Genomic DNA, 21,530 nt, shown 5'->3' on the forward strand with positions numbered 1-21,530 from the left:
CAACGGGTGCACCGCCCCTTCATCTGCGTGCGGCGGCAGGAAGGGCTCAGCCTTCGACGCCGAGCTTCTCCAGGATGAGTTCGCGGACGCGGGCCGCGTCCGCCTGGCCGCGGGTGGCCTTCATGACCGCGCCGACGAGCGCGCCCGCCGCCGCGACCTTGCCGCCGCGGATCTTGTCCGCGATGGCCGCGTTGGCGGCAATGGCCTCGTCGACGGCCGTGCCCAGCGCGCCCTCGTCCGAGACGACCTTCAGGCCGCGCTTCTCGACGACGGTGTCCGGGTCGCCCTCGCCCGCGAGGACACCCTCGATGACCTGGCGCGCCAGCTTGTCGTTGAGGTCGCCGGAGGCGACGAGCTCGGTCACCCGGGCGACCTGCGCCGGGGTGATCGCCAGCTCGTCCAGGGCGGTACCGGTCTCGTTGGAGTGACGGGCCAGCTCGCCCATCCACCACTTGCGGGCCTGGTCGGACGGGGCACCCGCCTCCGTCGTGGCGACGATCAGGTCGACCGCGCCCGCGTTGAGGATCGACTGCATGTCGAACTCGGAGACGCCCCACTCCTCGCGCAGCCGGTTGCGGCGTACGCGCGGCAGCTCGGGAAGTCCCTTGCGCAGCTCCTCGACCCAGTCGCGGGCAGGAGCGACAGGCACCAGGTCCGGCTCCGGGAAGTAGCGGTAGTCCTCGGCGTTGTCCTTGATGCGGCCGGCCGTGGTGGAGCCGTCCTCCTCGTGGAAGTGCCGGGTCTCCTGCACCACCGCGGCGCCGGAGTTCAGCACCGCGGCGTGGCGCTGGATCTCGTAGCGGGCGGCACGTTCGACGGAACGCAGCGAGTTCACGTTCTTCGTCTCGGAGCGCGTACCGAACGTCTCGGTGCCGTTCGGGCGCAGCGACAGGTTCACGTCGCAGCGCATCTGGCCCTGCTCCATGCGGGCCTCGGAGACGCCGAGCGCCTTGATGAGTTCGCGCAGCTCGGCGACGTACGCCTTCGCGACCTCGGGGGCACGCGCGCCCGCTCCCTCGATCGGCTTGGTGACGATCTCGATGAGCGGAATGCCCGCGCGGTTGTAGTCGAGCAGCGAGTGGGACGCGCCGTGGATACGGCCAGTGGCGCCGCCGACGTGCAGCGACTTGCCGGTGTCCTCCTCCATGTGGGCGCGCTCGATCTGCACCCGGAAGGTCTCGCCGTCCTCCAGCTGGACGTCCAGATAGCCGTTGTAGGCGATCGGCTCGTCGTACTGCGAGGTCTGGAAGTTCTTCGGCATGTCCGGATAGAAGTAGTTCTTCCGGGCGAAGCGGCACCACTCGGCGATCTCGCAGTTGAGCGCGAGACCGATCTTGATGGCGGACTCGACGCCGATCGCGTTGACGACCGGGAGCGAACCGGGCATGCCGAGGCAGGTCGGGCAGGTCTGCGCGTTCGGCTCCGCGCCCAGCTCGGTCGAGCAGCCGCAGAACATCTTGGTCTTGGTGCCGAGCTCGACATGGACCTCAAGGCCCATGACGGGGTCGTACGTCGCGAGGGCGTCCTCGTACGGCACCAGGTCAGTGACAGTCACGGTGAAACTTTCCCTCTCAACCCAGCAGTACGTCGTCGTCGCCCAGGCGCTTCAGCTCCCGGAAGAGCAGAGCGATGCCGGTGGCGATGGCGGCAGCGGAGACGACGGCGTCGACCAGCCGGAGCGTGTCGTGCTCGGAGCGTGCCTTCTTGGCCTGCTTGAGCACGCCGACCGCGCCGAAGGCGGTGGTGCCGATGGACAGGTACGTACCGGTCTTGGACTTCTTGAAGCCCTTGGCCTTGGTCAGTGCGCTCAAAGTGACGGAGCCTCCTCCAGCAGCGGGTGCCCCCACTTTTCCACGAAGGCGGCCTCGACTGCGGCCCCGACCTTGTACAGCCGGTCGTCCTTCATGGCAGGGGCGATGATCTGCAGACCGACGGGCAGGCCGTCCTCCGGTGCCAGACCGCAGGGCAGCGACATGGCGGAGTTGCCGGCCAGGTTGGTCGGGATGGTGCACAGGTCGGCCAGGTACATCGCCATCGGGTCGTCGGCACGCTCGCCGATCGGGAAGGCGGTGGTCGGGGTCGTCGGGGAGACGATGACATCCACCTGCTCGAAGGCCTTCTCGAAGTCCCGCGTGATGAGCGTGCGGACCTTCTGCGCCGAGCCGTAGTACGCGTCGTAGTAGCCGGAGCTCAGTGCGTACGTCCCCAGGATGATGCGGCGCTTGACCTCGTCGCCGAAGCCGGCCTCGCGGGTGAGCGCGGTGACCTCCTCGGCGGACTTCGTGCCGTCGTCGCCGATCCGCAGGCCGTAGCGCATGGCGTCGAAGCGGGCCAGGTTGGACGAGCACTCGGACGGCGCGATCAGGTAGTACGCCGACAGACCCAGGTCGAAGGACGGGCAGTCCAGCTCGACGATCGTGGCACCGAGCGACTTCAGCAGCTCGACCGACTCGTTGAAGCGCTGGACGACACCGGCCTGGTAGCCCTCGCCGGAGAACTGCTTGACGACACCGATGCGCATGCCGTCGACGCTGCCGTTGCGGGCGGCCTCGACGACGGGCGGGACCGGGGCGTCGATGGACGTCGAGTCCAGCGGGTCGTGTCCGGCGATCACCTCGTGCAGGAGGGCTGCGTCCAGGACCGTGCGGGCGCAGGGGCCGCCCTGGTCGAGAGAGGACGAGAAGGCGACCATGCCGTAGCGGGAGACGCCGCCGTAGGTGGGCTTGACACCAACGGTCCCGGTGACGGCGGCGGGCTGGCGGATGGAACCGCCGGTGTCCGTACCGATGGCGAGGGGGGCCTCGTACGACGCGAGGGCGGCCGAGGAGCCACCGCCGGAGCCGCCCGGGATGCGGGTGAGGTCCCACGGGTTGCCGGTCGGGCCGAAGGCGCTGTTCTCGGTGGATGACCCCATGGCGAACTCGTCCATGTTGGTCTTGCCGAGGATGACGACGTCGGCCGCCTTCAGCTTCTTGGTCAGGGTCGCGTCGTACGGCGGGACCCAGCCCTCGAGGATCTTCGAGCCGACGGTGGTCGGCATGTCCTTCGTGGTGAAGATGTCCTTGAGCGCGAGCGGGACGCCGGCCAGCGGGCCGAGCTTCTCGCCCGCCGCCTTCTTCGCGTCGACGGCGCGGGCCTGCGCGAGCGCGCCCTCACGGTCGATGTGCAGGAAGGCGTGGACCTTCTCGTCGACCGCGTCGATCCGGGCCAGGTGCGCCTCGGTGACCTCGACGGCCGTGAGTTCACCGGAGGCGATCTTCGCGGCGATCTCGGCGGCGGTGAGCTTGATGATGGAGCTGTTGTCCGTCATGACTTCTAGTCCTCCCCCAGGATCTGCGGCACCTTGAAACGCTGCTGCTCCTGGGCCGGGGCGCCGGAAAGCGCCTGCTCGGGGGTGAGCGACGGACGGACCTCGTCCGCGCGCATGACGTTGGTCAGCGGCAGCGGGTGGGAGGTCGGCGGTACGTCTTGGTCGGCGACCTCGGAGACGCGGGCGACCGCGCCGATGATGTCGTCGAGCTGACCGGCGAAGTGATCGAGCTCTTCGCCCTTCAGCTCCAGACGCGCCAGCCGGGCGAGGTGGGAGACCTCCTCGCGCGTGATGCCAGGCATGCAGCGATCCTCAGGGGTGAGTGTTGTGGTTTTGGCCCCAATCCTATGGGGTCCGCCGTGGGAGGGGCCGCCACCCGCGGAACACTCGGCTCCGTTCTGCGCGTATCGGGGCCGGTCGGGCCCGTCGAGAAGGTCCCCCGTGCGTGTGAGGCGTCCTCGATGCCGTGGGGGAGAACGAGGACAGGACGCCACCCGTGCGTTCCGGGTTCTCTTCTCCTGCCGCCGGCCCGCCCGCTCACGTCGTCGCCGGACGCGAGGGGACCCCTCGCCCGGGGGACCGCGGCTCAAGCCCGGCCGCCCCCGTCGCCGCGGCTGCGGCTGCGGCTGCTGCGGCGGCTGCTGCGGCTGCTGCGGCTTCCAGCTCGGCCGGCCGACGCCAGCCGTGCTCGCCGCGCGCCCTCAGCCAGGCCGTCGTCTCCTGCGGCGGCATTGCGGCAGCCACCAGCCACCCCTGCACCGCGTCGCAGCGCAGGTCCCGCAGCCGCTCCCACGTCTCGTCGTCCTCGACGCCCTCGGCGACGACCAGCAGGCCCAGTGAGTGGGCCAGGTCGATCGTGCAGCGGACGATCTCCGCGTCCTCCTGGTCGACAGCCAGCCGGGCCACGAACGACCGGTCGATCTTCAGCTCGCTGACCGGCAGCCGGCGCAGGTGGACCAGCGAGGAGTAACCCGTACCGAAGTCGTCGAGGGACATCTTCACGCCGTGCCCGGTCAGCCCGGCCAGCGTGTCCGCGGCGCGCTGCGGGTCCTCGAGCAGCACGTGTTCCGTGATTTCCAGCTGCAGGGAGCCGGGAGGAACGCCGTGCCGGGCGAGCCGGGCCGCGACGCCGCCCGCGAAGCCGGGGGTGTGGACGTCGCGCGGGGAGACGTTGACCGCGACGGGGACGAGCAGCCCCTGGGCCCGCCACCGGGCTACCTGCGCCAGCGCCGTCTCCAGCACGTACTCGGTGAGGTGCGGCATCAGGCCCGACGACTCGGCGATGGCGATGAACTCGTCCGGAGGGACCCGCCCGCGCTCCGGATGCACCCAGCGCACCAGCGCCTCGAGTCCGGCCACCTGACCGTCGAAGCGGACCTTCGGCTGGTAGTGGAGCTCCACCTCGCCGGCGTCCAGGGCGCGCCGCAGATCACCGAGGAGACCGAGCCGGTCCGGGGTGTTGCTGTCCCGCTTCGACTCGTACACCTCGACGCCCGTACGGTCCCGCTTGGCCTGGTACATCGCCACGTCGGCGCGCCTGAGCAGCCCTTCGGCGTCCAGTGCGTGCTCGGGGTATACGGCGACACCGGCACTGGCCTCCAGCACCAGGGTGAGTCCGTCGAGGTCCAGTGGTGAGGAGAGCTCGGCGACCAGATGGCGGGCGACACGCTGGGCACTGGTGGTGGAGTCCGCGGTCGGGAGCAGTACGGCGAACTCGTCGCCGCCGAGCCGCGCGGCCTCCGCTCCGCGCGGCAGGGCCAGCCGGAGCCGTTCCGCTATCTGCAGCAGCAGGCGGTCTCCCGCCAGATGACCGAGGGTGTCGTTGACGGCCCGGAACCGGTCGAGGTCGATCAGGACGAGGGCGGATCTGGCACCGATGCTCTCGGCGTCCTCCAGGGCCGTCCAGGTGCGTTCCAGCATCCACTGCCGGTTGGGCAGTCCGGTCAGCGGGTCCCGCAGCTGCTCCTCGGCTCTGGCCCGGGCGATCCAGAGGGTGGAGTCCAGGGCGATCAGCGGGACCGCGAAGAGAGGCAGCAGGACGGGGGCGGTCATCGCGACGACACAGATCAGCGGGGCGATGCCGAGCAGGGCGACCGCGACGAGCCCCTGCCGCAGCAGGGCCGTGCGTGCGACGGTCGGCAGTCCGCCGCCCTGGTGTGCCCGCGCGTACCACAGGAGGACCCGGGTGACGAGGAGGTAGGTGGCGGCGGCGAGGAGGACTTCCGGGGCTGCGTCGATGCCCCAGTCGAGTGGCTGCCAGGGCGACTCGACGGTCTGCAGCTCACCGAACGCGGCGAGGACCAGCGCCGCCGCCCCTATCCCCAGAATGTCGACCGCCCCGTGCAGCAACCCCTGCGACCAGCGGTGCCTTCGTGCCACACCGACGAGGACGACGACGACCATGCTGACGAGCCCGGCGGCCACCCAGCCGTAGAGCAGCAGGACGGCCAGGGTGAGAGCGGCACCGGACCCGGTCCCGCCCCACCAGCGGTCGCGCCCGAGGGCCACCAGATGGCCGACGATGATTCCGGTGAGGACGGCGAGCGACCAGCCGGCCGTGCCGTCCGGGAAGAGCGCGCGCCCGTCGCTCACAGTCCGGTAGAAACCGGTCGCGAGCTGGACAGTGGCGATCGCCATGACGACGGCACCCACTTTGGGGGTGAGGCCGACGAAACCTTGCAGCCGCGACACCGGTGCGGCGCTCTCGGTCGGTTTCATTCCGTCCCTCTCACAGCCGGCGGTGCCGATGTCACCTGTTGTCCCGCTCCCATGCCACCACGGCCACACGGCGGTCGTGCAGCCGGGGCTCGGCAGGCGCAGGACTCAACAGTAGGCCGCGAAACCCCCTACGGGCAGCGCTCTACAGCTCTTGCCCGAATGCAATCCGACTATCCGTCAGCGTCTGTTATGCGCCGAACGGGTGAACTCGGACGTTGCGACCGGGCCCCCTTGCCCGGACGGGCCCGTTCCGTATCACGTCCCGCCCCGTCCGGTGCCACCGCGGCCTGCTACTCCTCAACCGGTCCGGCGGCAGGCACAGCCGCCGCGCGCGCCGCTTCCGGCCCCTCTTCGAGCAGCACGGCGAAGCCCGCCCCGTCCAGAACCGGAACCTTCAGCTGCATGGCCTTGTCGTATTTCGAGCCCGGGTTGTCGCCGACCACGACGAAGGAGGTCTTCTTCGAGACGGAACCGGTGACTTTGGCTCCCCGGCTCTGCAGAGCCTCTTTCGCACCGTCCCTGGTGTGGTCGGCCAGCGTGCCGGTGACGACGACGGTGAGTCCTTCGAGCGGCCGCGGCCCCTCGTCCTCGCCCGCGGCCTCGTCCGCCATCCGGACCCCGGCCTCCCGCCACTTGCGCAGGATCTCCCGGTGCCAGTCCTCCGCGAACCACTGGGTGACCGAGGCGGCGATGATGGGTCCGACCCCGTCGGCGTCGGCCAGCTCCTGCTCCGTGGCCGCCTCGATGCGGTCCATCGAACGGAACTGACGGGCCAGCTCCGCGGCCGCGACCGGACCCACATGACGGATCGACAGCCCCGTGAGAATCCGGGCCAGGGGAGCCTCCTTGGCGGCGGCGACGGATTCCAGCATCGCCACGGCGTTCTTCTTCGGCTCGCCGTGCTGATTGGCGAAGACCAGGGCGGTCTTCTCCTCGCCGGTCCTCGGGTCGCGCTTGGGCAGTCCGCTGTCCATGTCGAGCACATAGGCCCGGATCGGCAGGAGCTGCTCGATGGTCAGTCCGAAGAGATCGCCCTCGTCGCTCATGGGTGGTTCCACGGGCTCCAGCGGCCTGGTCAGAGCGGCCGCGGCAACGTAGCCGAAGTGGTCGATGTCCAGACACTTACGGCTTGCGAGGTAGGCGACGCGCTCCCGCAACTGGGCCGGGCAGGAGCGCGCGTTGGGGCAGCGGACGTCGATGTCGGCCTCCTTCATGGGCCGCAGCTCCGTCCCGCACTCGGGGCAGTGGGTCGGCATCACGAACGCCCGCTCGGTGCCGTCCCGCAGATCGACGACCGGGCCGAGGATCTCCGGAATCACATCGCCCGCCTTGCGGAGCACCACCGTGTCGCCGATGAGGACGCCCTTCTCCTTCACCACGTTCTGGTTGTGCAGAGTGGCGAACTCGACCTCGGAGCCCGCCACCTCGACCGGCACGACCTGCGCGTACGGAGTGACCCGGCCGGTGCGTCCGACGCCGACCCGGATGTTCACCAGCTTGGTGTTCACCTCCTCCGGCGGGTACTTCCAGGCGATCGCCCAGCGCGGGGCGCGCGAGGTGGAACCCAGTCGGCCCTGGAGCGCGATCTCGTCGACCTTGACGACGACGCCGTCGATCTCGTGCTCGACGGAGTGCCGGTTGTCGCCGAAGTGCGCGATGAACTCCCGTACACCGTCGAGGGAGTCGACCACCCGGTTGTGTCCGGCAGTGGGCAGGCCCCACTCGTGCAACAGCTCGTAGGCGTGCGAGAGACGGTCGATCCCGAAGCCCTCACGGGCACCGATGCCGTGCACCACCATGTGCAGCGGACGGCCCGCCGTGACCTTCGGGTCCTTCTGGCGCAGCGAACCCGCCGCCGCGTTGCGCGGGTTGGCGAACGGCTTGTCGTCGGCCGCCACCAGCCGGGCGTTCAGCGCCTCGAAGGCCTCCATCGGGAAGAAGACCTCGCCGCGGATCTCGACCAGCTCCGGGATCCGGTCGCCCTTCAGCCGGTGCGGGATCTCGGCGATCGTACGGACGTTGGGGGTGATGTCCTCTCCGGTGCGGCCGTCCCCGCGGGTCGCCGCGCGGGTCAGCACCCCTCGTTCGTAGGTGAGGTTGACCGCGAGACCGTCCACCTTGAGCTCGCACAGGAAGTGGTAGCCGGTCGTGCCGATGTCCTTGGCGACGCGCTCGGCCCAGACCGCGAGCCCCTCGTCGTCGAAGGCGTTGTCCAGGGAGAGCATCCGCTCGCGGTGCTCGACCGAGGTGAACTCCGTCCGGTACGGCCCCGCGACCTTCTGGGTCGGCGACTCGGGCGTACGCAGCTGCGGATACTCGTCCTCCAGCTCCTGCAGCGAGCGCATCAGCCGGTCGAACTCGGCGTCGCTGACGACCGGCTGGTCGTTCACGTAGTAGCGGAAGCGGTGCTCCTCGATCTGCTCGGCGAGGAGCGCATGCCGCCCCTGTACCTCCGCGGGCACTTCCGACTGCTGTCCGCCGGCCATCGTCTCGTCCTCCCGTTACCCGATCCCCGTCACTCAGGGTTGTCTGCGAGCGATCTCGCGGCCCGGGCGCAATGGGCGAGCGCGGCGCGCGCGTACGCGGGCGACGCGCCCGCGAGGCCGCACGACGGGGTGATCACCGACGACTCGGCGAGAGTCCCCGGATTCAGCCCCAGCCTGCGCCACAGCGTCCTGACACCCATGACGCTACCGCCCGGGTCCGACAATGCGCCCGAAGCCGGGTCGGTGCCGGGCACCACACCGAGGAAGAGCTGGGTCCCGCCCTCGACCGCTTCCCCGATCGCCTCCTCCTCACGCTCGGTGAGCAAGGAGAAGTCGAACGAAATGCCGTCGGCCCCGGCGCGACGGAGAAGCGCGAACGGCACGTCGGGTGCGCAGGTGTGGACGACCGTGGCGCCGTCCCCGTTCGCCGCCAGCACATCGCGGAGCGTGCCCTCCACCAGCTGCCGGTCCACGGCCCGATAGGTGCGGTATCCGCTCGCCGTCCGGATCTGTCCACGGAGCACACCGGTCAGGGACGGCTCGTCGAGCTGCAGGATCACCTGCGCGCCGGGCACCCTGCGCCGTACGTCGGCGAGGTGGTTCCGCAGCCCCTCCGCCAGGGAGCCCGCGAGATCGCGGCAGGCGCCCGGGTCGCCGAGGGCTGCCTCGCCGCCCCGGCGCTCCAGCGCGGCGGCCAGCGTCCAGGGGCCGACGGCCTGGACCTTGAGCGGCCCCTCGTAACCCTGGGTGAACTCCTCCAGGGCGTCGAGGTCCTCGCCGAGCCAGGAGCGGGCCCGGCGGGTGTCGCGGCCCGGCCGGTCGCTGATCCGCCAGCCACTCGGCTCGACATGGCCGTACATGTCGACGAGCAGCCCGACGGTCCGCCCGATCATGTCCGCGCCGGGCCCGCGTGCCGGCAGTTCCGGCAGATGGGGCAGGCCTTCACCGTCCGCGAAGGACCCGGTGACGGTCTTCGCCGCCTCCCGCGCGTCTCCCCCGGGCATCGACCCGATCCCGGTGGCCCGGCACCCGCTGAACTTGCTTTTCTCGCTCACGCAGGAAGCCTACGGTCCGGGTCGCCGGGCCCGTCGCGGGGCGGGCCTGGCACAGCGCTTGCGCCGGGCCCTGTCCGGGGCCGGTCAGTGCCCCGGGCGGACCGTCAGGTCGTTGACCTCGGCGTCCCGGGGCAGATCGAGTGCCATCAGCAGCGTGGTGGCCACGGACTCCGGGTCGATGAACCGGGAGGCGTCGTACTCCTTGCCCTCCTGCCGGTGGACCTTTGCCTGCATGGGGCTGGCGGTGCGCCCGGGGTAGACGGAGGTCACCCGTACCCCGTTCTCGTGCTCCTCGTGGCGCAGCGAGTCTGCGAGCGCCTTCAGGCCGTGCTTGCTCGCGGCATACGCACTCCACTCCGCGTGCGCGCTGAGCCCTGCGCCCGAGTTGACGAAGACGACATGCCCCTGGGCGACCCGTAGCTGCGGCAGGAAGAGCCGGGTCAGCTCAGCGGGGGCGACCAGGTTGGCATTGAGCTGGAAGTGCCATGCCTTGGGCGTGAGGTCGCCGACCCGGCCGAGCTCCACGACGCCCGCGATGTGCAGCAGCGAGTCGAGCCGCTCCGGCAGGGACTGCTGGGCGAAGGCCCAGGAGAGCCGGTCCGGGTTGCCGAGGTCACCGACCAGCGTGCGGGCGCCGGGGTGGAGCGCGGCGAGCTCCTTGGCGCGGCCCGCGTCACGGGCCAGCAGCACGAGCTCGTCGCCCCGTTCCAGAAGACGGCGTGCGACAGCTGCGCCGATGCCGGAGCCGGCGCCGGTGATGAGATGAGTGGACATGGCCCCATGGTCGCATCCACCCGCCCGCCTACTGCAGCCCGGACCATTCCTCGAGGTACGCCAGGGCCCCGACCCCGTCCTTCGCGAAGAACACCAGCTCGGCGAGCGGAAGCGGCAGGAAGCCCTCGTCCTCCATGCGCTGGAACTGCTGCCGGAGCCCGTCGTAGAAACCCGCCGTGTTCAGCAGGACGACCGGCTTGTTGTGCTTGCCGTGCTTCTTCAGCTCCAGGATCTCGGTGGCCTCGTCGAGCGTCCCGGTGCCGCCCACCATGATCACGACGGCGTCGGCCTTCTCGAGGAGCAGCGCCTTGCGCTCGGCGAGATCGCGCGCGATCACCATCTCGTCGGCGTCGACCCGCGCCTTCGCGGCGAGGAAGTCCACCGACACCCCGACGAGCCTGCCGCCCGACTCCTGCACCCCGTCGGCGACGACCTTCATCAGCCCGCTCTCCGAACCGCCCCAGACCAGGGTGTGCCCGCCGCGGCCGAGCAGTTCGGCGAACTCACGGGCGGGCTGGGTGTAGCGGTCGTCGAGGTCGGCGGCGGAGAGGAAGACGCAGATGTTCATGGATCCACCGTATGCGGCGCCACTGACACTCGACGGAGGCGGGGGAAGAAATCGGCGTACGGAGCGGCTGCACCTGACATGACTTCCACCTCAGGACACCGCATCACCGTCGAACCCGGCACCGAGCACGTGCGCGTGGTGCGCGACGGTCAGCTGCTCGCCGAGAGCCGCCGTCCGCTCGTACTGCGCGAGACGGGCTGTCCGGTGCGCTACTACCTGCCGCCGGCCGACGTCCGTACGGAACTGCTGACGGCGTCGGACACCCACACCCACTGTCCGTTCAAGGGAGACGCCTCCTACTGGTCGCTGCCGGACGCGGCCGATCTCGTCTGGGCCTATCCGGACCCGAAGCCCGAAGTCGCCGCGATCAAGGACCACTTCTGCTTCTACGACACGGAGACCGTCTCCGAGTGACCGTCAGGCTCCGTTGCCACGTGCCGAATTGAACATTCCCGGAAGTTCTCGGCGGGATCGATGAGTTCGGCGATGCGCACCCTGATCGCCTACCCGCGTCGGGGTGACGGATCGCCCGTGACCGGCATCGCGCCGGAGACGGTCGCCCGGATGCGGCGCGCCCCGCTGTGACACGCCGCGGAATCGACGGCGCAGACCCTCGCGTACGACGATGCGCTGCTCGGCGACGGCTCGGGTGTTCGCGGAGCGGTTCGTGTCCGTGACGGCACGCACGACGACGGTCCGCGGCGGCTTCGGCACCACCCCGGCCCGGCCGGCGACCCGCGCGCCCCCGCGGACGCGATCCCGCGCGCCGGGCGTCCCGGCACCAGGAGTGTCCGGCCCTGACCCGCCGGACACTCCCGCGCGTGTTCGCCGGGGGTCAGCCCTGGCCCACCGCTGCTTCGGTGCGCCGCACCGTCGTCGCGATCGTCGCCGAGCCGACCACCCGCGTCCCGTCGTACAGCACGACCGCCTGGCCGGGGGCCACGCCCCGTACCGCCTCGGTGAAAGTGACGTTCAGTGTCCCGTCCACGAGCTCGGCGGTCACCTCGGTCTCGCCTCCGTGGGCGCGGAGCTGGGCGGTGTAGGTGCCGGGGCCGACCGGGGCGGAACCGCACCAGCGGGGCTTGATGGCGGTCAGCGCGGTGACGTCGAGTGCCTCGACCGGGCCGACCGTCACCGTGTTGTTCACCGGGGAGATGTCCAGGACGTAGCGCGGCTTGCCGTCGGGGGCCGGGTGACCGATGCGCAGGCCCTTGCGCTGGCCGATGGTGAAGCCGAAGGCGCCCTCGTGGGTGCCGAGCCTGTTGCCGGACTCGTCGAGGATGTCGCCCTCGGCCTTGCCGCCGAGGCGGTCGGCCAGGAAGCCCTGGGTGTCGCCGTCGGCGATGAAGCAGATGTCGTGGCTGTCGGGCTTCTTCGCGACGGCCAGGCCGCGGGCCTCCGCCTCGGCGCGGATCTCTTCCTTGGTCGTGAGGGTGTCGCCGAGCGGGAACATCGCGTGGGCGAGCTGCTTCTCGTCCAGGACGCCGAGGACGTACGACTGGTCCTTGGCCATGTCCGAGGCGCGGTGGAGCTCACGGCTCCCGTCCTCGTTCAGCACGACCGTGGCGTAGTGGCCGGTGCAGACGGCGTCGAAGCCGAGGGCGAGCGCCTTGTCGAGCAGCGCCGCGAACTTGATCTTCTCGTTGCAGCGCAGGCACGGGTTGGGGGTGCGGCCCGCCTCGTACTCGGCGATGAAGTCCTCGACGACGTCCTCGCGGAAGCGTTCCGCCAGGTCCCAGACGTAGAACGGGATGCCAATGACGTCCGCGGCACGGCGGGCGTCGCGGGAGTCCTCGATGGTGCAACAGCCGCGCGCTCCGGTACGGAACGACTGCGGATTCGCGGAGAGGGCGAGGTGCACACCGGTCACGTCGTGGCCCGCCTCGGCGGCGCGGGCCGCTGCGACGGCGGAGTCGACACCGCCCGACATGGCGGCGAGCACCCGGAGGGGGCGCGGAGAAGTCTGGTTCATAGCTCCACCAGGGTACGGGTCACCGGGAACCGAATGCTCGCGGATATGCGTTGTCGATCACATGGGGACCAAGGGGACGGCGGGCGCCAAGGGCTCCGCGGGGGCGAAGTCGGAGCACGGCATCAGCCGGCGCGGGCTGCTGATCGGCGCTGCCGTCACAGCCGTGGGCACGGCCGCGCTGGCGCGGACGAAGCTGGAGCACGCCTGGTGGCGGCTGCCGGGAGTCGACAAGCCCCGGAAGCCGGGTGAGCTGGATTACGCCCGGGCGGAGTGGATAGAGGCCTCCCCGGCGAACTGGCGGCGGGCGGACCGCCCCGCCGACTACGACATCGACCGGGTCGTCATCCATGTCACTCAGGGCAGCTACCGCAGCGCGGTCAAGGTCTTCCAGAGCCCGGACCACGGTGCGGCGGCGCACTACGTGGTGCGCCGGGACGGCCATGTGGCGCAGATGATCCGTGAGCTGGATGTGGCGTTCCACGCCGGGAACAGGTCGTACAACGAGCGCAGCGTCGGCATCGAGCACGAGGGGTTCGTGGACCGGCCGCAGGACTTCACGGCGGCGATGTACGCGTCGTCGGCGCGGCTGACGGCCTCGATATGCGGGCGGTACGGGATTCCGGTGGACCGCGAGCACATCATCGGGCATGTGGAGGTGCCGGGCACGGACCACACCGATCCCGGTCCGCACTGGGACTGGGACCGGTATCTCACGCTGGTACGGACGGCGGCTGCCGGCCCGACGAAGGGCCCCGGGGGCCCGACACCCCCTAGCTGAGCCCCGCCGTCCTGGCGCGCTCGACCGCCGGCCCGATCGCCCGTGCCACGTCCTCGACGTCCTGCTTGGTCGACGTGTGGCCGAGCGAGAACCGCAGCGTGCCGCGGGCCAGGTCCGGATCGGTGCCGGTGGCCAGCAGGACATGGCTGGGCTGGGCGATGCCCGCCGTGCAGGCGGAGCCGGTGGAGCATTCGATGCCCTGGGCGTCCAGCAGCAGCAGGAGGGAGTCGCCCTCGCAGCCGGGGAAGGTGAAGTGGGCGTTGGCCGGGAGCCGGCCGCCGGGGGCCGGGTCGCCACCGAGGATGGCGTCGGGGACCGCGGCCAGCACGGACGCGACCAACTCGTCGCGGAGCCCGCCGATCTCGCGGGCGAACTCCTCGCGCCGTTCGGCGGCAAGCCGTCCGGCCACCGCGAAGGCGGCGACGGCGGGCACGTCGAGGGTCCCCGAGCGCACGTGCCGCTCCTGGCCGCCGCCGTGCAGCACGGGTACGGGGGTGTGTTCGCGGCCGAGCAGCAGCGCGCCGATACCGAACGGGCCGCCGATCTTGTGCGCGCTGACGGTCATCGCGGCCAGCCCCGAGCCGGCGAAGTCGACGTCCAGCTGACCGAAGGCCTGGACCGCGTCGGCGTGCATCGGCACGCCGAACTCGTTGGCCACGGCGGCCAGTTCACGGACCGGCATGATGGTGCCGATCTCGTTGTTGGCCCACATGACGGTGACCAGTGCGACATCGTCGGGGTTGCGCACGATCGCCTCGCGCAGTGCGTCCGGGTGGACGCGCCCGTACGTGTCGACGGGGAGGTATTCGACGGTCGCGCCCTCGTGCTCGGCGAGCCAGTCGACGGCGTCCAGCACCGCGTGGTGCTCGACGGGACCGGCGAGAACGCGGGTGCGCCGTGGGTCGGCGTCGCGGCGGGCCCAGTAGAGGCCCTTCACGGCGAGGTTGTCGGCCTCGGTGCCGCCGGAGGTGAAGACCACCTCGCTGGGGCGTGCTCCGAGGGCGTCGGCGAGGGTCTCTCTCGACTCCTCGACGGTACGGCGGGCCCGGCGCCCGGCGGCGTGCAGTGATGACGCGTTGCCGGTGACGGCGAGCTGGGCGGTCATCGCCGCGATCGCCTCCGGAAGCATCGGCGTGGTCGAGGCGTGGTCGAGGTAAGCCATGGTGGGCTCGATTCTACGAGCCTGTGGCGGGGCGCATGCCGGGCGCATGGCGGTCCGGTACCCGTGCACGGTGGACGGGCGCTGTGCCGCCTGTCCCGGTCCGGAGCCCGATCCGGTCGGGAGGGGCGCCGGGGCGCGCCGTAGGTCAGCTGCCGAAGCTCCAGGAGACGGTGCCGTTTCCGGTGACCAGGAAGGCCAGGACGACGAGATCGGCGATACCGAGGGCGAGCCCGAGGACGGCGCGGCCGCGGCGGGCGGTGGAGCGGGCGAGGGCGATGACCGCCATCACGATGGCGACCGGGCCGAGCAGGATGTTCATCACCAGGAGCCCGATCAACCCGAACACGAAGGAGGCGATGGCCAGACCGTCGGCGTCCCGGGTGGAGCGGGCGGCGTCGCCCTCCTCGGTGGCCGTTTCCGTACCGGACGTGGTGCGGCGGGCGAATGCGGCGAGGGTCATGGTGCGGGCTCCTTCGTCTCTGTCGTGGGTGCGGACCGGCCGCGGGTACGGACGTGCCGGGGTCAGCGGGACCGGCGCTGCGTGCTCAGCCGTTCGCGCATCGCGAAGACCAGCAGCCAGCAGCCGATCGCGGCGGCGAGGACGAGGGTCAGCGGGAGCGGGATCTGGACCACCGCTCCGAGGACGACCCCCAGCAGAAGCAGGGCGGCAACGAGGACGATCATGTCCGGCCTTTCCGTGAGCTCTCTCCGGCTCACGAGGAGCAGTTGAGAGTACGAATGTTCACTGACTTGTCAGTCTAGACCCGCTCGAAGCTTCCCCGCTCTGGAGAACAGTTGTTTACTGAATGGCATGAGTCACACCGTCGGCATCCGCCGGACCCAGAAACTGAGAACCCGTCAGGCCCTGCTGGACGCCGCGCTTCAGCTGCTGGAGCACCAGAGTCTGAGCAGCCTGGGCCTGCGTGAGGTGACCCGGGCGGTGGGCGTCGCACCGACCGCCTTCTACCGGCACTTCGAGGACACCGCCGCGCTCGGGGTGGCGCTCGTCGAGGAGGCGCTGGGCAGCCTGCACGGGATGATCGGCGAGATTCTCGCAGCGACGGGCGACAGCGAGGTCCGGCTGGACCGCAGCGTGGATCTGATCATTCGTCATGTGCGCGAGCAGCCCGCCCACTTCCGCTTCGTCGCCCGCGAGCAGCACGGCGGCGTCGGCCCGGTTCGCGAGGCCATAGCGGCTCAACTGCTGAGCTTCGCCGAGGAGGTGGCCGCGGCTCTCGCCGAGGATCCGGATTCGCGGGGCTGGAGCGACGAGGATCTGCTCATGCTGGGCGGCCTCTATGTCGACCACATGGTGCTCACGGCCTCGGCGATGCTGGAAGCGGGTCCGGCGGGCGAGCACCGGGTCGCCGAGGTCGCCCGCCGGCGACTGCGGCTGGTCGCCCTCGGCAGACTCCACTGGCTGGACGACACGAATCCCGCGGGCACGCCCGGGATTTCCGTGCACGAGTGACGACGACTGAGCACTGGACCGCAGCTTCAGCAGTCCCTAGGAAGAACCGACCGCCGCGCTCACCCGCTGTCCGCGGGCGGACCGGACGGATCCCCGTACAGCCGGGTGACGGCCGCCGCATGCCGGGCGACCACAGTCCGGGCCTCGGGCGGTGAGAGCACTTCGAGGTTCGGGCCGAACGCGAGCAGGGAACGGGCCCATTCGACGGAGGGCACGGCCAGCTCGGCGAACAGCCACTCCCCCTCGTCCGGATCGGGGTGCGGCCCGCCCGCCAGCACCCCCGCATGGAGACGTACGAACAGGTCGAGCCGGGACCGGCGCACCCGCACCCGCAGGCGTACGCCCCCGGGCCGCTCCTCGACCTGTCTGCGCAGCCCCTCCCAGACCTCGGTCAACTCCACCCCCGGGCGGCGCACGACCGGGTCGTCGGTCGCAGTGGCCCGGCGGATCCGGTCGGCACGGAAGAGCTGCGGCGTCCCGTCGCGGTCCGCGACCAGGTACCACACACCCGCCTTCACGACGAGGCCGTACGGATCGACGACATAGGTGCGGGCGGTGTCCGTGCCGCTGTGCCGGTAGCGAAGCCGCAGTCGGCGGTCGGCGAACACGGCGTCGTGCAGCTCGGCGACATCGACGGCGACCTGTGGTCCGCTCATCCAGCGGACCGGGTCGACGAGGATCCGCCGGCTGGTCAGCTCGGCCGCGGGCCGGTGCGGCGCGGGCAGGGCCGCCATCACCTTGCGCAGCGCGGAGCCGAGCGCCGCGTCCAGACCGAGTGCGGTATGGGCGCCCCGCGCGGCCAGCACGAACAGGGCGCGCGCCTCGTCGGTGGTCAGGCCGGTGACATCCGTCCGGAAGCCGGGCAGCAGGGCGATACCGCCGTGCCTGCCGCGTTCCGCGTAGACCGGGACGCCCGAGGCCGAGAGCGCCTCGATGTCGCGGTAGATGGTGCGCACGGAGACGTCGAGGCGCTCGGCGAGCTCGCCGGCGGGGATCAGACCGCGCGTCTGGAGCAGCAGCAGGATCGAGAGCAGCCGGTCGGATTTCACGCCGCCCAGCGAACCACGGGTCAGCTGCGCGGGGCGCGGGCCAGCTGGCGGGACTGGGCGACCAGCCGGTCGGCGCTGTCCCAGACGTCCGCGTCCTCCTCCAGGAAGCCGCCCGCGAGGTTGCGGGTGGTGATGGAGACACGCAACGGGCCGGGGGCCGGGCGGCAGCGGATATGGGTGGTGAGCTCGATGGTCGGCGTCCATCCCTTGAGCCCCAGCTCGAACGAGGTGGGCGGCAGTGCGTCGACGGTGAGCAGGAGCGAGAGCGAGTCGGCGTCGCGGCCGTCCGCCAGACCGAACCAGCCGCGCATCTCGCCCTTGCCGGAGGGAGCGCCGACGGCCCAGCCGATCGTCGCCGGGTCGAGCTTGATGTCGAGCCGCTCGGTGATGGCGGAGCTGCCGGGGATCGGGGCCGGGCCGTCGCCCGGGCCGAGGCAGTGCTCCAGCGGCGGGATGGCCGGCGGCTTCGCCGATGTGCGTACCTCGTCGGACAGCGCGTCCAGATCGCCGTAGGTGGCGATGACACGGATGCGCTCCACCTCGGTGCCGTCCTCCGCGTACTGGAAGAGGGAGGCCTGGCCGGTGGAGAGGGTGCGGCCGGTTCGGACCGTCTGGGTGCGGATCACCGCGGGGCCCGGGACGGATGCGGTGAGGTAGTGCGCGGAGACCGAGAAGGGGTCCGGGTGCGGCAGGGCCTCACCGAGCGCACGGCCGAGCATGGCCAGCAGATAGCCGCCGTTGACGGCGTGGATGATCGTCCAGCCGGCGGAGAGTTCGGCGTCATAGACGCCCTCTTCGCGAAGGGTGACGGCGGTGTCGCGGTCGAACTCGCTGTTCCCGATGGTTGCCTGCGCGGCCTGAGCCGTCTGCGCTGCTGCCTGTGCCATGCGATGCACCGTACACCGATTACATTACTAAGCGGTAGCTTTTAAATGCCCGGAAGATGTCGGCGCACGGCGTGGAGCCCATTCCCGACTCACCTCGCGAAGCCCTGCCTCAGCGCGCCTCGCGTACTCGGCCGGAAAGCCCGGTTCGGCAGGGACTTCGCGCCTGCCCTGGTCCCGGGCGGGTGCGAAGTCGCGTCAGGCGGCCGCGGGGCCCTCCTCGGCCGTCGCCGACCGCCGGTTGTAGGCGCGCGGCGCCCGCCAGTGGTAGCGCATCGCCAGCAGCCGCAGCACGAAGGCCAGGATGACCGCGGTGCCGCTGGTGAACGCGTTGAGCTCGTCGAAGCGGATACACATCACGATCATGGTGGCGCCGACCATCGCGGGTACCGCGTACAGGTCCCGGTCCCAGCGCAGCAGCGAAGGCACCTCGTTGGCCAGTACGTCGCGCAGCACACCGCCGCCGACCGCGGTGGCCAGCCCCAGGGCCGCCGACGCGGTGAGGCCGAGGCCGTAGTCGTACGCCTTGACCGTGCCCGTGACGCAGAACAGCCCGAGGCCGGCCGCGTCGAAGACATTGACACCCACCTGGATCCGTTCGACCTGCGGATGCAGGAAGAACACCAGGCCTGCGGCGAGGAGTGGGGTGGTGAAGTAGCCGAGATCGGTGAACGCCGCGGGCGGGACCGCCCCGATGACGATGTCACGGAACAGCCCCCCGCCCAGCGCTGTCACCTCGGCGAGTACCGCGATGCCGAAGACATCGAAGTTCTTGCGTACGGCGAGCAGTGCGCCGGAGATCGCGAAGACAAAGATGCCGACGATGTCGAGCGCATGCTGGACGGAGGGCGTGAACAGTTCGTTGAGCACCGGGCAATTGTGCCGGTACTACTCCTTGGGGCTGTCCTCCGAGGTCCCGGAGGGTGTCGTGGCGTCGTCCGAGGACGATGCAGCGATGTCGTCGGCCGCTTCGCCGGCCACCGGAGCCTCAGCGGCCTCGGTGGCCTCCGAGGACTCGGTGACCTCAGCAGGCTCCGCGACCTCGGCCGGCGCAATGTCCTCCGAAGGCTCCACGGCCTCGGCCGGCACCGCCTTCGTCACCGAAACCACCTCGACCACCTCCCGCGCCGCGGCCGACACCGTCTCGCCCGGCACCTGGTCCGGCGCGTTCTCCGGATGGTGGCAGGCCACCTGGTGACCGGTCTTCAGCGCGATCAGCGGGGGTTCCTGCGTCTTGCAGACCTGCGTCGCCTTCCAGCACCTCGTGTGGAAGCGGCAGCCGCTCGGCGGCGAGATCGGCGACGGCACATCGCCCTGGAGGAGAATCCGCTCGCTCTTGACGCCGCGCCGCCGCGGGTCCGGTACCGGCACCGCGGACATCAGGGCCTTCGTGTACGGGTGCATGGGCGCCTCGTACAGCGACTTGCGGTCCGTGAGCTCGACGATCTTGCCCAGGTACATGACGGCGATGCGGTCCGAGACATGGCGAATGACCGAGAGGTCGTGCGCGATGATCACGTACGTGAGCCCGAGCTCGTCCTGGAGGTCGTCGAGGAGGTTCACCACCTGTGCCTGGATCGACACGTCCAGCGCCGAGACCGGCTCGTCCGCCACCACCAGCTTCGGCTTGAGCGCGAGAGCGCGGGCGATGCCGATGCGTTGGCGCTGCCCGCCCGAGAACTCGTGCGGATAGCGGTTGTAGTGCTCGGGGTTGAGTCCCACCAGCGAGAGCAGGTCCTGGACCGCCTTCTTGACCCCGCCCTCGGGCGTGACGCCCTGGAGCTTGAAGGGCGCGCTGACGATCGTGCCGACCGTGTGCCGCGGGTTCAGCGAGGAGTACGGGTCCTGGAAGATCATCTGCACGTCGCGGCGCATCGGTCGCATGGCCGAGACGCCCAGGTGCGTGATGTCCTTGCCCTCGAACTCGACCTTGCCACCGGTCGGTTCGAGCAGCCGGGTGATCAGTCGGCCCATCGTCGACTTGCCGCAGCCGGACTCACCCACGACACCCAGGGTCTCCCCCGGACGCACGTCGAAGGAGATGCCGTCCACGGCCTTCACCGCGGCGACCTGACGCTGCAGCAGCCCCTTCTTGATGGGGAAGTGCTTGACCAGGTTGTCGACCTTGAGCAGCGGCTCGGGCGAGCTGGTCGCCTGGGTCGGGATCGCCGTCGCGGCGGCGCTCTTCTCGGTCTTCTCGCTCTTGTCGCTCACAGCTTCGGCGCAATCTCTTCGGTCCAGATCCGGGTCCGATCCTCCGGCGACATGTGACAGGCCGCGAAGTGGTCGCCGTCGACCTGCTGCAGCTCCGGGCGCGTGGTCCGGGTGATGCCGCCCTTGGGCACATCCGCGTACGGGCAGCGCGGGTTGAAGGCGCAACCGGACGGGATGTTGATGAGGCTGGGTGGGGAACCCTTGACCGGGACCAGCCGGTCGGACTCCTCCTTGTCGATGCGCGGCATCGACGTGAGCAGACCCCAGGTGTACGGGTGCCGGGGCGCGTGGAAGACCTGCTCGGCGGTGCCGCGCTCGACGCAGCGACCGCCGTACATGACCAGGATGTCGTCGGCCATCTCGGCGACGACGCCCAGGTCGTGGGTGATCATGATGACCGCGGAGCCGAACTCCTTCTGCAGATCGCGGATCAAGTCGAGGATCTGTGCCTGGACGGTCACGTCCAGGGCGGTCGTCGGCTCGTCGGCGATGAGCAGTTCCGGGTTGTTGACCAGCGACATCGCGATCATCGCGCGCTGGCGCATACCGCCGGAGAACTCGTGCGGATAGGCGTCGACGCGCTTGGCGGGCTCGGGGATGCCCACCCGGTCGAGCATCTCTATCGCGCGCGCACGGGCCACCTTCTTGGTGACGTCGTGGTGGTTGCGGTACGCCTCGACGATCTGCGCACCCACCGTGTAGTACGGGTGCATCGCCGACAGCGGGTCCTGGAAGATCATGGACATCTGTCGGCCGCGGAGCTTGCGCACATGGTCGTCGCCGGCGCCGACCAGCTCCTCGCCGTCCAGCCAGATCTCACCGCTGATGTCGGGGCGGCTGCGCGCCTGACCGGATCGGTGCAGGCCCATGACGGCCAGCGAGGTGACCGACTTGCCGGAGCCGGACTCGCCCACGATGCCGAGGGTCTTGCCCTTCTCCAGTTGGAAGGAGAGCCCGTCGACGGACTTGACGATGCCGTCGTCGGTCGGGAAGTGCACCTTCAGATCGCGTACGGAGAGGAAGGCCTCGGGCCGTGCGCCGCCCTGCTCGGGAACACCGACCGGACCGGCCGACTGCACGTCCTGGGTG

General features: G+C 70.6%; 21 protein-coding genes. 3 read left to right on the forward strand and 18 right to left on the reverse strand.

Annotated elements, in window-relative coordinates:
- Positions 1-46 precede the first annotated feature (46 nt).
- The 9 genes from gatB to ACFU6I_RS10610 form a co-directional block, all read right to left on the reverse strand.
- The gene (gene gatB / locus ACFU6I_RS10570) at positions 47-1,555 is read right to left on the reverse strand and encodes an Asp-tRNA(Asn)/Glu-tRNA(Gln) amidotransferase subunit GatB (RefSeq protein ID WP_345510193.1); all 1,509 of its coding nucleotides are present in this window, start codon (positions 1,553-1,555) and stop codon (positions 47-49) included.
- Positions 1,556-1,571: 16 nt separating this feature from the next.
- The gene (locus tag ACFU6I_RS10575) at positions 1,572-1,811 is read right to left on the reverse strand and encodes a hypothetical protein (RefSeq protein WP_384363741.1); all 240 of its coding nucleotides are present in this window, start codon (positions 1,809-1,811) and stop codon (positions 1,572-1,574) included.
- Positions 1,808-3,310, reverse strand: coding sequence for an Asp-tRNA(Asn)/Glu-tRNA(Gln) amidotransferase subunit GatA (gatA, locus tag ACFU6I_RS10580; RefSeq protein ID WP_266981238.1), 1,503 nt, complete (start codon positions 3,308-3,310; stop codon positions 1,808-1,810). The genes ACFU6I_RS10575 and gatA overlap by 4 nt, the downstream gene beginning before the upstream one ends.
- A gap of 5 nt (positions 3,311-3,315) precedes the next feature.
- Positions 3,316-3,612 (reverse strand): Asp-tRNA(Asn)/Glu-tRNA(Gln) amidotransferase subunit GatC, encoded by a 297-nt coding sequence (gatC, locus tag ACFU6I_RS10585; RefSeq protein WP_327244220.1) that lies wholly within the window; start codon positions 3,610-3,612, stop codon positions 3,316-3,318.
- Positions 3,613-3,847: 235 nt separating this feature from the next.
- A complete protein-coding gene (locus ACFU6I_RS10590) occupies positions 3,848-5,947 on the reverse strand; it encodes a putative bifunctional diguanylate cyclase/phosphodiesterase (protein ID WP_384363856.1) in 2,100 nt (699 codons plus the stop codon).
- 371 nt (positions 5,948-6,318) lie between these two features.
- The gene (ligA, locus tag ACFU6I_RS10595; protein ID WP_384363743.1) at positions 6,319-8,514 is read right to left on the reverse strand and encodes an NAD-dependent DNA ligase LigA; all 2,196 of its coding nucleotides are present in this window, start codon (positions 8,512-8,514) and stop codon (positions 6,319-6,321) included.
- A gap of 29 nt (positions 8,515-8,543) precedes the next feature.
- Entirely contained in the window at positions 8,544-9,569 is a 1,026-nt protein-coding gene (locus tag ACFU6I_RS10600; protein WP_384363745.1) for a methionine synthase, read from the reverse strand.
- Between the two features lie 84 nt (positions 9,570-9,653).
- Positions 9,654-10,343, reverse strand: a complete 690-nt coding sequence (locus tag ACFU6I_RS10605) for an SDR family oxidoreductase (RefSeq protein WP_327244223.1) — start codon at positions 10,341-10,343, stop codon at positions 9,654-9,656.
- A 28-nt stretch (positions 10,344-10,371) separates the two neighbouring features.
- A complete protein-coding gene (locus tag ACFU6I_RS10610) occupies positions 10,372-10,911 on the reverse strand; it encodes a TIGR00730 family Rossman fold protein (RefSeq protein ID WP_384363747.1) in 540 nt (179 codons plus the stop codon).
- 78 nt (positions 10,912-10,989) lie between these two features.
- Here ACFU6I_RS10610 and ACFU6I_RS10615 point away from each other — a divergent pair, with 78 nt between their 5' ends.
- A complete protein-coding gene (locus ACFU6I_RS10615) occupies positions 10,990-11,325 on the forward strand; it encodes a DUF427 domain-containing protein (protein ID WP_345510201.1) in 336 nt (111 codons plus the stop codon).
- Between the two features lie 421 nt (positions 11,326-11,746).
- Here the strand turns inward: ACFU6I_RS10615 and mnmA are convergent, their stop codons facing one another.
- Positions 11,747-12,883 (reverse strand): tRNA 2-thiouridine(34) synthase MnmA, encoded by a 1,137-nt coding sequence (gene mnmA / locus ACFU6I_RS10620; RefSeq protein WP_384363750.1) that lies wholly within the window; start codon positions 12,881-12,883, stop codon positions 11,747-11,749.
- A gap of 61 nt (positions 12,884-12,944) precedes the next feature.
- Here mnmA and ACFU6I_RS10625 point away from each other — a divergent pair, with 61 nt between their 5' ends.
- Positions 12,945-13,661 (forward strand): N-acetylmuramoyl-L-alanine amidase, encoded by a 717-nt coding sequence (locus ACFU6I_RS10625; protein WP_384363752.1) that lies wholly within the window; start codon positions 12,945-12,947, stop codon positions 13,659-13,661.
- Here the strand turns inward: ACFU6I_RS10625 and ACFU6I_RS10630 are convergent.
- From ACFU6I_RS10630 to ACFU6I_RS10640, 3 genes are all read right to left on the reverse strand, one after another.
- Entirely contained in the window at positions 13,654-14,823 is a 1,170-nt protein-coding gene (locus ACFU6I_RS10630) for a cysteine desulfurase family protein (protein WP_384363754.1), read from the reverse strand. The two genes, ACFU6I_RS10625 and ACFU6I_RS10630, sit on opposite strands and share 8 nt — an antisense overlap.
- A 145-nt stretch (positions 14,824-14,968) precedes the next feature.
- Positions 14,969-15,283 (reverse strand): DUF4190 domain-containing protein, encoded by a 315-nt coding sequence (locus ACFU6I_RS10635; protein ID WP_384363756.1) that lies wholly within the window; start codon positions 15,281-15,283, stop codon positions 14,969-14,971.
- 62 nt (positions 15,284-15,345) lie between these two features.
- Positions 15,346-15,507 carry a hypothetical protein gene (locus tag ACFU6I_RS10640; RefSeq protein ID WP_266981258.1) on the reverse strand — a complete coding sequence of 54 codons (162 nt, stop codon included), beginning with the start codon at positions 15,505-15,507 and terminating at the stop codon, positions 15,346-15,348.
- Between the two features lie 127 nt (positions 15,508-15,634).
- On the opposite strand from ACFU6I_RS10640, the gene ACFU6I_RS10645 reads away from it, so the two are divergent.
- The gene (locus tag ACFU6I_RS10645) at positions 15,635-16,294 is read left to right on the forward strand and encodes a TetR family transcriptional regulator (protein ID WP_384363758.1); all 660 of its coding nucleotides are present in this window, start codon (positions 15,635-15,637) and stop codon (positions 16,292-16,294) included.
- 59 nt (positions 16,295-16,353) lie between these two features.
- On the opposite strand, the gene ACFU6I_RS10650 is transcribed toward ACFU6I_RS10645, so the two are convergent.
- From ACFU6I_RS10650 to ACFU6I_RS10670, 5 genes are all read right to left on the reverse strand, one after another.
- The gene (locus ACFU6I_RS10650) at positions 16,354-17,343 is read right to left on the reverse strand and encodes a helix-turn-helix transcriptional regulator (RefSeq protein ID WP_384363760.1); all 990 of its coding nucleotides are present in this window, start codon (positions 17,341-17,343) and stop codon (positions 16,354-16,356) included.
- A gap of 20 nt (positions 17,344-17,363) precedes the next feature.
- Entirely contained in the window at positions 17,364-18,230 is an 867-nt protein-coding gene (locus ACFU6I_RS10655) for a thioesterase family protein (protein WP_384363762.1), read from the reverse strand.
- Between the two features lie 195 nt (positions 18,231-18,425).
- Positions 18,426-19,097 (reverse strand): trimeric intracellular cation channel family protein, encoded by a 672-nt coding sequence (locus ACFU6I_RS10660; protein ID WP_327244238.1) that lies wholly within the window; start codon positions 19,095-19,097, stop codon positions 18,426-18,428.
- Positions 19,098-19,115: 18 nt separating this feature from the next.
- Entirely contained in the window at positions 19,116-20,393 is a 1,278-nt protein-coding gene (locus ACFU6I_RS10665; protein WP_384363858.1) for a dipeptide ABC transporter ATP-binding protein, read from the reverse strand.
- A gap of 44 nt (positions 20,394-20,437) precedes the next feature.
- Entirely contained in the window at positions 20,438-21,520 is a 1,083-nt protein-coding gene (locus ACFU6I_RS10670; RefSeq protein WP_384363860.1) for an ABC transporter ATP-binding protein, read from the reverse strand.
- Between the last annotated feature and the right edge of the window lie 10 nt (positions 21,521-21,530).

The organism is Streptomyces sp. NPDC057486, from assembly GCF_042802415.1.
Classification (GTDB): Bacteria; Actinomycetota; Actinomycetes; order Streptomycetales; family Streptomycetaceae; genus Streptomyces; species Streptomyces yanii.

Excerpts from the sequence above, each read along its gene's own strand:
- ACFU6I_RS10610 (WP_384363747.1), bottom strand. The coding sequence starts at position 10,911 with ATGAACATCTGCGTCTTCCTCTCCGCCGCCGACCTCGACGACCGCTAC.
- ACFU6I_RS10630 (WP_384363754.1), bottom strand. The coding sequence starts at position 14,823 with ATGGCTTACCTCGACCACGCCTCGACCACGCCGATGCTTCCGGAGGCG.
- ACFU6I_RS10590 (WP_384363856.1), bottom strand. The coding sequence starts at position 5,947 with ATGGCGATCGCCACTGTCCAGCTCGCGACCGGTTTCTACCGGACTGTG.
- ACFU6I_RS10605 (WP_327244223.1), bottom strand. The coding sequence starts at position 10,343 with ATGTCCACTCATCTCATCACCGGCGCCGGCTCCGGCATCGGCGCAGCT.
- ligA (WP_384363743.1), bottom strand. The coding sequence starts at position 8,514 with ATGGCCGGCGGACAGCAGTCGGAAGTGCCCGCGGAGGTACAGGGGCGG.
- ACFU6I_RS10655 (WP_384363762.1), bottom strand. The coding sequence starts at position 18,230 with ATGGCACAGGCAGCAGCGCAGACGGCTCAGGCCGCGCAGGCAACCATC.
- ACFU6I_RS10640 (WP_266981258.1), bottom strand. The coding sequence starts at position 15,507 with ATGATCGTCCTCGTTGCCGCCCTGCTTCTGCTGGGGGTCGTCCTCGGA.
- ACFU6I_RS10635 (WP_384363756.1), bottom strand. The coding sequence starts at position 15,283 with ATGACCCTCGCCGCATTCGCCCGCCGCACCACGTCCGGTACGGAAACG.
- gatA (WP_266981238.1), bottom strand. The coding sequence starts at position 3,310 with ATGACGGACAACAGCTCCATCATCAAGCTCACCGCCGCCGAGATCGCC.
- ACFU6I_RS10625 (WP_384363752.1), top strand. The coding sequence starts at position 12,945 with ATGGGGACCAAGGGGACGGCGGGCGCCAAGGGCTCCGCGGGGGCGAAG.
- ACFU6I_RS10615 (WP_345510201.1), top strand. The coding sequence starts at position 10,990 with ATGACTTCCACCTCAGGACACCGCATCACCGTCGAACCCGGCACCGAG.
- mnmA (WP_384363750.1), bottom strand. The coding sequence starts at position 12,883 with ATGAACCAGACTTCTCCGCGCCCCCTCCGGGTGCTCGCCGCCATGTCG.
- gatC (WP_327244220.1), bottom strand. The coding sequence starts at position 3,612 with ATGCCTGGCATCACGCGCGAGGAGGTCTCCCACCTCGCCCGGCTGGCG.
- ACFU6I_RS10645 (WP_384363758.1), top strand. The coding sequence starts at position 15,635 with ATGAGTCACACCGTCGGCATCCGCCGGACCCAGAAACTGAGAACCCGT.